The organism is Sphingobium sp. YR768, assembly GCF_900111125.1.
Taxonomy (GTDB): Bacteria; Pseudomonadota; Alphaproteobacteria; order Sphingomonadales; family Sphingomonadaceae; genus Sphingobium.
In genome coordinates this window covers 1-7,707 of record NZ_FOGE01000067.1, presented here as the reverse complement: position 1 = coordinate 7,707, position 7,707 = coordinate 1, and the positions used below count along the sequence as shown (strand labels likewise).

The window sequence follows — 7,707 nt, the reverse complement described above, 5'->3', positions numbered from 1 at the left end:
TCGCTCAAGAAGGCGTGGAGGCCTTCCTCGGCAAGTAAGATGCCAAATCCCCCAGCAAACCGTCAGTAGCCGCGGTCCTCACCGGATGCGTACCTATGAAACGTAGCGCTGCAGCAAGATCTTGCTCCGGAAGATTGTAGATCTTGGGTACATCTTGTGCTTGAGCATAACATGTAGGAGCACATAGATAGAGTGCAGCGCTGCCAAAGAGCGCTATCTTTCCGATAGCCATAAGTCTTCCCCCTTCTCATATCGCCCCTTTTGGGGGTTCAATAAGGAAGACGCAGGGGGATTGATCTAAAGCTGCGGCTATAAGATATTTCTATGCGTTCAATGTTCAGCGAATATCCAGTCTCTGCATGGAGGCAATTTCTGCAATGAAGGCTGGTTGTACATCGACGCTTTGAGCAATATCGCGCCAGCGCCTGACAGCCTGCGTCACTTGTGCGAGCATGTCGCGAACGGCTCGTCTTGAGATGCCGGCGACAGCGCCACCTGTTTCCAGATCCTCCAGCGTGAAGCGGTCGCGTTTGCCTGCAAGTGACATCTGATGCTGGTTCGTCCAGCTCCCCGATGCATTATATTGATAGCTGATGTCATAGGCTGGCGCGAGCCGCCATTGCCCTGACCGGTCCATCAGGAAGGCGATATTCTTGACATGGTCGTCCTGATTGCGCCCCACGATATTGAAAAGCGCGCGGCGGAATTGCTGGTCCAGCACATCCTGCCCCAGGCCCAGCTGGCGGATGACGGTAAAGGCCTGCTCATAGCTGTTGGCGCCGGGCTGATTGAAATCGAGATGGGCCATGGCGGCGAGCGACTGCATGTGCAGCTTGTCACCATCCTCGAGCCGGTCGAAGCGCCGGGTCATGAAGTGGCGTCGCGGCCCTTCCTCGAACAGGCGACACTCGGCCATATCGATGCCGGCCTGGGTGGCCATCAGATAATAGGCATATTCGATCGCGCCATATCCCTGAGGATCGGCAAGCTCGCGATCCTTGTTGTTGGCAACGCCGTCAAACTTCATGAGCCAATATTGAAAGCCTGCAGGCGCTGTGACCTGGCCTGAGCGGACTTCGTTGCTCTGGGGGTTCCAGGCGACGATTGCCTTGGCGCGGGCGCCGCCCGCCGATGTGCCTACGCGTAATATCTCGCGCAGCGCCTCGGCCCGGTTGGAGCCGGCAAAGGTAACGGTAAGTTCGGACCGGTGGACGAGGACTTCTGAAGCGAGGCGGACCAGTTCGCTGATCTCGATCATCTCTGCATTGCTGGACGCTGGGCCATGGGCCGGCGTGAACTCGAGCGCGCCCATGCCCCGGGTGCCGGTATAGCAGAGCCGTTCCACCGCATTGAAGTCGGCGCCGGTGCGCCCCTGGGTTGCAAGCCACGCATCGATCAGCGCAACGCCATATTTGTCAGGGAGCGCGTCAGCGAGCATGCCGGGCAGGCCGTGAAAACTCTCGGCCGCCAGTGCGGGAAAGCGATAAACCTGTCCGCCCAGAGGCATGACGAGCGGTGACAGCTGAATGCCGCTGCGCTGGAAATCGGGATCATATTCGAAGCTGGCGAACCGCTCCCCCGCAGGGAGTGTGACGGCGCCGATCCGGCTGCCCCAGAGCGATACAGTGGCGGTGGTCATTTGCGATCGCCCCAGACCCAGCCCGAGGTGGCGGGTAAGGCGTCGCGCTTCTTGTAGGACCGCTTGCGTGTTTCAGCCCTGGCTCCGGCGAGTTGAATGGGCCTGATGCTGGTTTCCGGGATGAGATGGTCGAGATTTTCGGTGAGCTTCATGGCGCGAAGGATGCGCAGCAGCTTGTCGAGCTGTACCGAATTGCCCGCCTCGAAGCGTTCGATCGTCCGCTGCGATACGCCGGCATCCGTGGCGAGTTCTGCCTGGGTACGATTGAGGCCCACGCGATATTGTTGCGCGCGGGCACCCAGCTCTTCGAGCATGCTGATTTCAGGCATAGCCGGGACGATTTTCATAAATCGCCATATATGACGATTTATGCCATATTTCAACTATAATCCGTCAAATATGACGATTTATGAAGTTATCGACAGTATGAGCATATATCGCCAATATTGACGGAATATGCAATTTATAAGGAAATAATTCGCCATTTTCGGCGACTTGTTTAGGTCGACGCGATCATGCAGGTCAATAGCCGGGCTGATTGGTCGCGGCGGCTTTGCCAGCCTGTTGGATCACGAAGAGCAGATCCGTGCGGATCTTATCGAACACGGCGCTGAAAAGCGGGTCATGTTCGCTCATCAACCCGAGCAGGGTTTCCCGTACCTTTACGCCGTTGACCGTAGCAATCAGGGCTGCATCATCGTCGCTAAACCAGAAGAAAGTAAGCGGCGCATCATCGGCCTGCGCCTGGGCCCGCGTGCAGATAGTCTCACAAAAAACAGGTTCGATGCCATGGGCCTTATGGAGAAGATGCATGGTCTGCTGCGCGAAAAGCTGGATCAGCTCTGTCTCGCTATGATCGGCGAGGTGCCGCTTGTCCTTGCGCCGCATCCAGCTGACTAGGCCCATCTGTCTTCCTGTTCTCTGTGAGGCGGAGGCGTCACGGCACGCGGCTAGGCAGCGTCTTTGAGGATCAACCTGTTCTTTTGCGACCGGTCGATGGACAGATCGAGAAAGGCGGCCAGTGCCTGGGCCACCCGGTCTATGTTACGAATGTCGATATCGGCGAAGATTTCGCGGTTGCCAAGGGCGGGGTCGGCCAGTTCGATCTTGGTCTCGCTATAGCTGTTGGCTTCGGCGATGACGTCATGGATCGGAACATTGTCGAAACTCTTCACGCCATCCACCCATTGCTGTTCGGACCTGGGAACAGCAATGACAGAGACGGGGGACCCCTGTCCAGCCGCGAAGCTGAGAAGCTTTCCGGGAGGCAGGAGGAGGGCGCTGGACTGATCGCTGGGCAGGGCGCGGCTGAACTCTATCGCAAGCGTGCCCACGATCGGGTTGATGCGGATCGTGTCGCGAACCATGACATCGAAACTACCCCCATCGCTGCGCAGGCTGGTGCCCGCACCATGAACGATGAAGGGTCTTCCATCATCACGAGGGACGAAAAATCGGGCGCGCCCGCGTTTGATGGCGACGCTGCGGCGCTCGGCGGTCATGCTGACCAGCAGCAATGTGTCGGTGTCGAGCAGGACAGATGTGCCATCAGCCAGATGTTCGGTGCGAACCTCGCCGACCCGCGTCTCGAGCGGTATCTGCGCAGCGCTTTGGGGAATGAGTAAGGGCGCGGTGTCGGCTGTACGCCAGAACAGGCCGGCAGCGACGATGAGGCCAAGCGCAAGCGACGCGGCGAGCAGCATGGGCGAGCGGATCCGGCGCGCAGGCGAAGCTGCCGCCTGCGATGCTGCCTCCAGAGGGCGAGAGCGCATGCCAAGTTGACCCGCGGCGCTGCCTGCTCTCATGACGGCCTCGGTAGATTTCAGATAGCGCGCCTTGCGCGCAGGATCCTGTGCGACCCAGACGGAGAAAGCGGCCTGATGCGGGCCCAACTGATCAACTGCCAGCGGGTCGGGAACATGCTGTCCGTCGGCGCAGATCATCATCGCCCACTGATCGGCCTGCTCTTCTTCAGTGGCTTCAGGATCGACGCCCATCTCGGTCATGCCTGTCTCAGCCATGCCTACCTCAGTCATGCCCGTCTTAGTCATGCTCGGCCTCGCGATGGGCGTTCACGTGGCGGATGGCTTTGAGCATCTGTTTCTGCACCACCCAGAGCGGCACATTGAGCGCTGCTGCAATCTCGACATAGGTCTCGCCCTCGACCCGGTTGCGCAGGAAGATGTCGAGGGTGTCGGGGTTTAGCTGTTCGAGAATGGCTTTCCAGCGTTCCAGCTCCTGCCGCATCTGTATCTCGCGATGCGTGTCGTCGGGTGCGACCAGCGTGACATTCTCGTCGAGCAGGCCGGAGCGCTGGGAAAGCAGAGTCGAACCACGCGCGATGAAGTCGCGCAGCAGGTTTGTGGCGATGCGGGTGAGATAGGCTTGTGGGCTCGCAAGCGCCTGCACCGGCGCGGCGCGCACGAAGCGGGTGAAGCTTTCCTGGGCAAGCTCGTCGGCATCGGCCGGATTGCCGAGCTGGCGCGTGAAGAAGCGCATGAGGCGGGGCTTCTCCTTCTTGTAAAAATCCGGAAAGCGAAACGGTTCGCTGTCGGAATCCTTATGTCTGACCGGATCGCTTGAACGATCCTTCGCTTGGCTCTGGCTCATCTGTCGCACCTATGTCCATCTCGGGGCGACGGCCGTGAGCCGGATGTTCGAAACCTGTTCACCACAGGCGCATACGCCTTTACCGTTGCCGGCTGGACATGCGCGCATGCCACCCGGCCCCAGTGAAACTGTGACCGAGCTAATGGTGAAGGGGTTTCGACGCCCCACTTCCGGGCTTTCACCGGAAGCGGGGCCAGATTGCCGGAATGACCGGGGAGCGCAACCCTAAAGAGCGGATTTGTGACGTTTTTGCGAAGAGGATGAAAGGCGGCGGCGGAAAGAGGGCGGGCGGCTGCCCGCGTGCCGCGGGCACCGCGCTCCGCATGGGGATGGGGAGAGAAATGGTGGGCGAGACAGGAAGGGGTGATGCGGTTGAGGTTAACAATCCGTCGACAAATCCTTCGTCAGGGGCTGCATTTAACCGGGAGGAGGAGAGGGGGGATCGGAAGGAGTGGCCCGGAAGGGTCAATTCATGTCCGATCAGGAGTAGTTTCAATGGCCTTTCATCATGATGTCAGCCGCTGTCTGGCGAGTTTCATTGCCCGCATGCGAGGCAGGGCAGGGGACGATGTCTGCCTCGCCCTTATCGAACATTATCTGGAACAGCGCGACGGGAACGACGGCACGCGATGGGCGGCGGGGAGCGGTGGCGGCGCCGAGGACGCCAGAATCAAGGCTGCCGTCGCTACCATGCCACCGCTGACGCGCGCCATTCTCGTCCTTGTGGTGCGAAACAGGATGAGCGTTGCGGAAGTCTCTCGGCGCTTCGGCATGAACGAGGATCGGGTGTGCCGCCATTACAGGCTGGCAGTGGCGATCGTGCTGAAGCATCGCAAAGGCGAGAGCTTTGAGCGAGGGGCAGGGCCTTTGTGTCGCGATATTGTGGGTCGAAGGAAGACAAGGTGCGCGTTGATCCGGGCTGGCGACGCGCGATCCATCATGTCGGGCTGATTTTCCTCACTGCGGAACAAACTGGTCGTCCGGACGCTCTGGGAAATGGGGCCAAGGATGGATGATATGCTGCAGGCCCTGACACCCCTCAACCCCGATCGCCGCGAACATTCCCGACACTCTGTCGAGATGGCCTGCACGATTTTCTGGAAGGGGCTTTATGAATATGCCACCATCGAGAATATCTCGCTCTATGGCGCGCAATTGGCCGGGTTCGATTTTCCGCCGGTCGGTACTGCAATATCCATTCAGGTCGACCAGCTCGAATTTTGCGCGACCATCATCTGGTGCGGCGAGAATAGATGTGGCGTCCTGTTGGACCACGGGCTGGATCCTCGGGCTTTCATCCAGGACCATGCGGTTCGGCCTATTGCGACAGTATTGGCTGATCCGGCAGTGGTGACCGACATTCTGATCGAGCAGTACGCCTGATCAGCCGGTCGTTGCCGCGCCGCGTCCAGGGGGGCATCCCGGTCTATCTCTTTGCGAGAATATTTCTGCGTCTGTGAGGCATTCGCACCTGGACCCCTTCGGCTCCTATAGGTTGCCAGTCTCAATCCCGAGATTTGACTATGGCCAGCCAATTGACACGTTTGCGGCGCTTGCGAGCGCAACTTAATCTTCGCCAGGGCGCGACGGACCAGCTTTCTGACGATTTCGCTGGCGGGCCTTATGGCATGCCCGCTGGCAAGGCGGCAGGGCATCACAGGGTGGCAAAGATCAGGAGGCGCCTGCAAAGCGGGACCAGATGATTGTCGATGGCCTGGCCCATAACCCCGGCCGGGCGGGACGGAGGTTCATCCTGCCGGCAGAGCGCAGCGTTTCGTCATAATCAATGATCCGGTCACAGATGATGTGGATGAGCTTCGCCCTCTTGTTGCAGCCGCTCACGCGTGGTTCATGGAGGTCGGCATCGCCCGACGCCGGCAAATCTCGAACCGGGCGGATCTTGCTGAGGCTGGAACTCTATGTGTCTGCGGACGCTTGCATGAGATGGCCATCACTCCCCGCCAAAAAGGCGCGACAACCGCAAAACGACATCATGCGCCTGCCCGCGTTGAATTCCTGGATCGGATAGAGCCGTTCTTTGCGGGGAAGGACGTCATTGGGGGCCCATTGCTGCTCGCGACGCTCGCCGCGCTTCTCTTCACTAACAGTCCGTTGCGAGAAAATTATGAGCGGTTCTGGGACACGCAGCTTCACTTTGGATTCGGGCAGCGGTCGGTAAGCCATAGCCTCGCGGAATGGATCGACGATGCGCTGCTTCCGCTGTTCTTCATCATAATAGGCGCGGATGTGAAGCGGGAGCTTCTGCGCGGCGCCTTGTCTCAGTGGCGCACCGCCATTTTTCCGCTCGCCGGCGCCATCGGCGGTATGCTGGTTCCCGTCTTCTTCTTCTGGCTGATCGCGCGGGACAGTGACGCGATCACGGGCTGGGGCACGGTCATCGCCATGGATACCGCTTTTGGCCTGGCGCTGATTGGCCTGTTCGCTACACGTCTGCCGGATGGCGTACGCGCCTTGTTTCTTGCCTTTGCAGCGATCGATGACATCGGCGGGCTGCTTGTCATCGCTTCGGCCTATAGCGACACGATCTACCTCGATGGCCTCGTGATTGCCGCTGCCGGCTTTGCCGCCATCTATCTTTTGCGCCACCTGGGCTGGGGAGCGAATATCCCTTATATACTCCTTGCTCTCATGCTCTGGGTCGGCATCCTGCGATCGGGGATTCATACGACGATCGCCGGAGTGCTTCTTGGCTTTCTCGTACCGGTCTATCCTCGGCTTAGTCGCAAGGAATTTGCGAACAATCTTCAGGATGAGGTTGATGAATTCCAGGACGCCCATCGCCTAGCTACGGGAGAGGCCCAAAACAACGAAGATGATCGCTCAGAAAACAAAGCGCAGGAGCGTTTGGGTTATCTGCATGAAATGACCGGGGCCACACATGCGACAGGAGAACGGGTCATAACGCTCCTTTCGCCCTGGATCAGCTATTTCGTGTTGCCGCTTTTCGCCCTTTCGAACGTAAGGGTCCACGTCAGTCCTGATCTCATCGAAGATAGTTTGCACTCGGCGCTTGCGCCCGCCATTCTGATAGGGCTGTGTCTTGGCAAGCCGCTGGGTTTCTTCAGCTTCAGCTGGATTGCAACCCGACTGGGCTTTGCACGCCTGCCTGACGATGTCCGTTGGCCGATGATTGCTGCGATAGGGGCGCTGGCGGGTATCGGCTTTACGATATCGCTCTTCATATCCGGACTGGCGTTCGGCGACGGCCGGCTTCAGGAGATTGCATCGCTCGCAATCATCGTCGCTTCGGCCCTTGCGGGCCTGACGGGTTATGCAGCCCTTCGGGTTGCAGCGCGCGTATCGACCTGACCTCTGCGACATTTTCGACCCGCAGCTCGCAGCGTATGCATCCGGCGAGACGCGCCTTGTCGTGAGGTAGGGGCCTGCTCTTAAGAACGCTCTCGAGAGCACGCTTAGGAGCAGTGGATGCGGCAGAT

General features: G+C 59.4%; 8 protein-coding genes. 3 read left to right on the top strand and 5 right to left on the bottom strand.

The genetic code is table 11. The features are described 5' to 3' along the window. Window positions 1-337: 337 nt before the first annotated feature. From BMX92_RS26450 to BMX92_RS26430, 5 genes are all read right to left on the bottom strand, one after another. On the bottom strand, window positions 338-1,639 hold the full coding sequence (locus BMX92_RS26450) for a type II toxin-antitoxin system HipA family toxin (RefSeq protein ID WP_093022679.1): 1,302 nt from the start codon (window positions 1,637-1,639) through the stop codon (window positions 338-340). Beyond that, window positions 1,636-1,953: a helix-turn-helix transcriptional regulator gene (locus BMX92_RS26445; RefSeq protein ID WP_177185287.1), complete on the bottom strand. Its 318-nt coding sequence runs from the start codon at window positions 1,951-1,953 to the stop codon at window positions 1,636-1,638. The genes BMX92_RS26450 and BMX92_RS26445 overlap by 4 nt, the downstream gene beginning before the upstream one ends. 208 nt (window positions 1,954-2,161) lie before the next feature. Then, entirely contained in the window at window positions 2,162-2,527 is a 366-nt protein-coding gene (locus tag BMX92_RS26440) for a hypothetical protein (RefSeq protein WP_093022673.1), read from the bottom strand. Window positions 2,528-2,589: 62 nt separating this feature from the next. Further along, window positions 2,590-3,660: a FecR family protein gene (locus tag BMX92_RS26435; protein WP_256213651.1), complete on the bottom strand. Its 1,071-nt coding sequence runs from the start codon at window positions 3,658-3,660 to the stop codon at window positions 2,590-2,592. A 22-nt stretch (window positions 3,661-3,682) separates the two neighbouring features. Next, a complete protein-coding gene (locus tag BMX92_RS26430; RefSeq protein ID WP_093022667.1) occupies window positions 3,683-4,249 on the bottom strand; it encodes an RNA polymerase sigma factor in 567 nt (188 codons plus the stop codon). Window positions 4,250-4,744: 495 nt separating this feature from the next. Here BMX92_RS26430 and BMX92_RS26425 point away from each other — a divergent pair, with 495 nt between their 5' ends. From BMX92_RS26425 to nhaA, 3 genes are all read left to right on the top strand, one after another. After that, on the top strand, window positions 4,745-5,200 hold the full coding sequence (locus BMX92_RS26425) for a sigma factor-like helix-turn-helix DNA-binding protein (protein ID WP_143066930.1): 456 nt from the start codon (window positions 4,745-4,747) through the stop codon (window positions 5,198-5,200). 66 nt (window positions 5,201-5,266) lie between these two features. Further along, window positions 5,267-5,632, top strand: coding sequence for a PilZ domain-containing protein (locus BMX92_RS26420; RefSeq protein WP_143066929.1), 366 nt, complete (start codon window positions 5,267-5,269; stop codon window positions 5,630-5,632). A 468-nt stretch (window positions 5,633-6,100) separates the two neighbouring features. Further along, window positions 6,101-7,579, top strand: coding sequence for a Na+/H+ antiporter NhaA (nhaA, locus tag BMX92_RS26415; protein WP_256213650.1), 1,479 nt, complete (start codon window positions 6,101-6,103; stop codon window positions 7,577-7,579). Window positions 7,580-7,707 lie beyond the last annotated feature (128 nt).

Bases quoted from the DNA above. Each gene is read 5' to 3' on its own strand.
- nhaA (WP_256213650.1), top strand. From the start codon at position 6,101: ATGGAGGTCGGCATCGCCCGACGCCGGCAAATCTCGAACCGGGCGGAT.
- BMX92_RS26420 (WP_143066929.1), top strand. From the start codon at position 5,267: ATGCTGCAGGCCCTGACACCCCTCAACCCCGATCGCCGCGAACATTCC.
- BMX92_RS26435 (WP_256213651.1), bottom strand. From the start codon at position 3,660: ATGGCTGAGACAGGCATGACCGAGATGGGCGTCGATCCTGAAGCCACT.
- BMX92_RS26430 (WP_093022667.1), bottom strand. From the start codon at position 4,249: ATGAGCCAGAGCCAAGCGAAGGATCGTTCAAGCGATCCGGTCAGACAT.
- BMX92_RS26440 (WP_093022673.1), bottom strand. From the start codon at position 2,527: ATGCGGCGCAAGGACAAGCGGCACCTCGCCGATCATAGCGAGACAGAG.
- BMX92_RS26445 (WP_177185287.1), bottom strand. From the start codon at position 1,953: ATGCTCGAAGAGCTGGGTGCCCGCGCGCAACAATATCGCGTGGGCCTC.
- BMX92_RS26450 (WP_093022679.1), bottom strand. From the start codon at position 1,639: ATGACCACCGCCACTGTATCGCTCTGGGGCAGCCGGATCGGCGCCGTC.
- BMX92_RS26425 (WP_143066930.1), top strand. From the start codon at position 4,745: ATGGCCTTTCATCATGATGTCAGCCGCTGTCTGGCGAGTTTCATTGCC.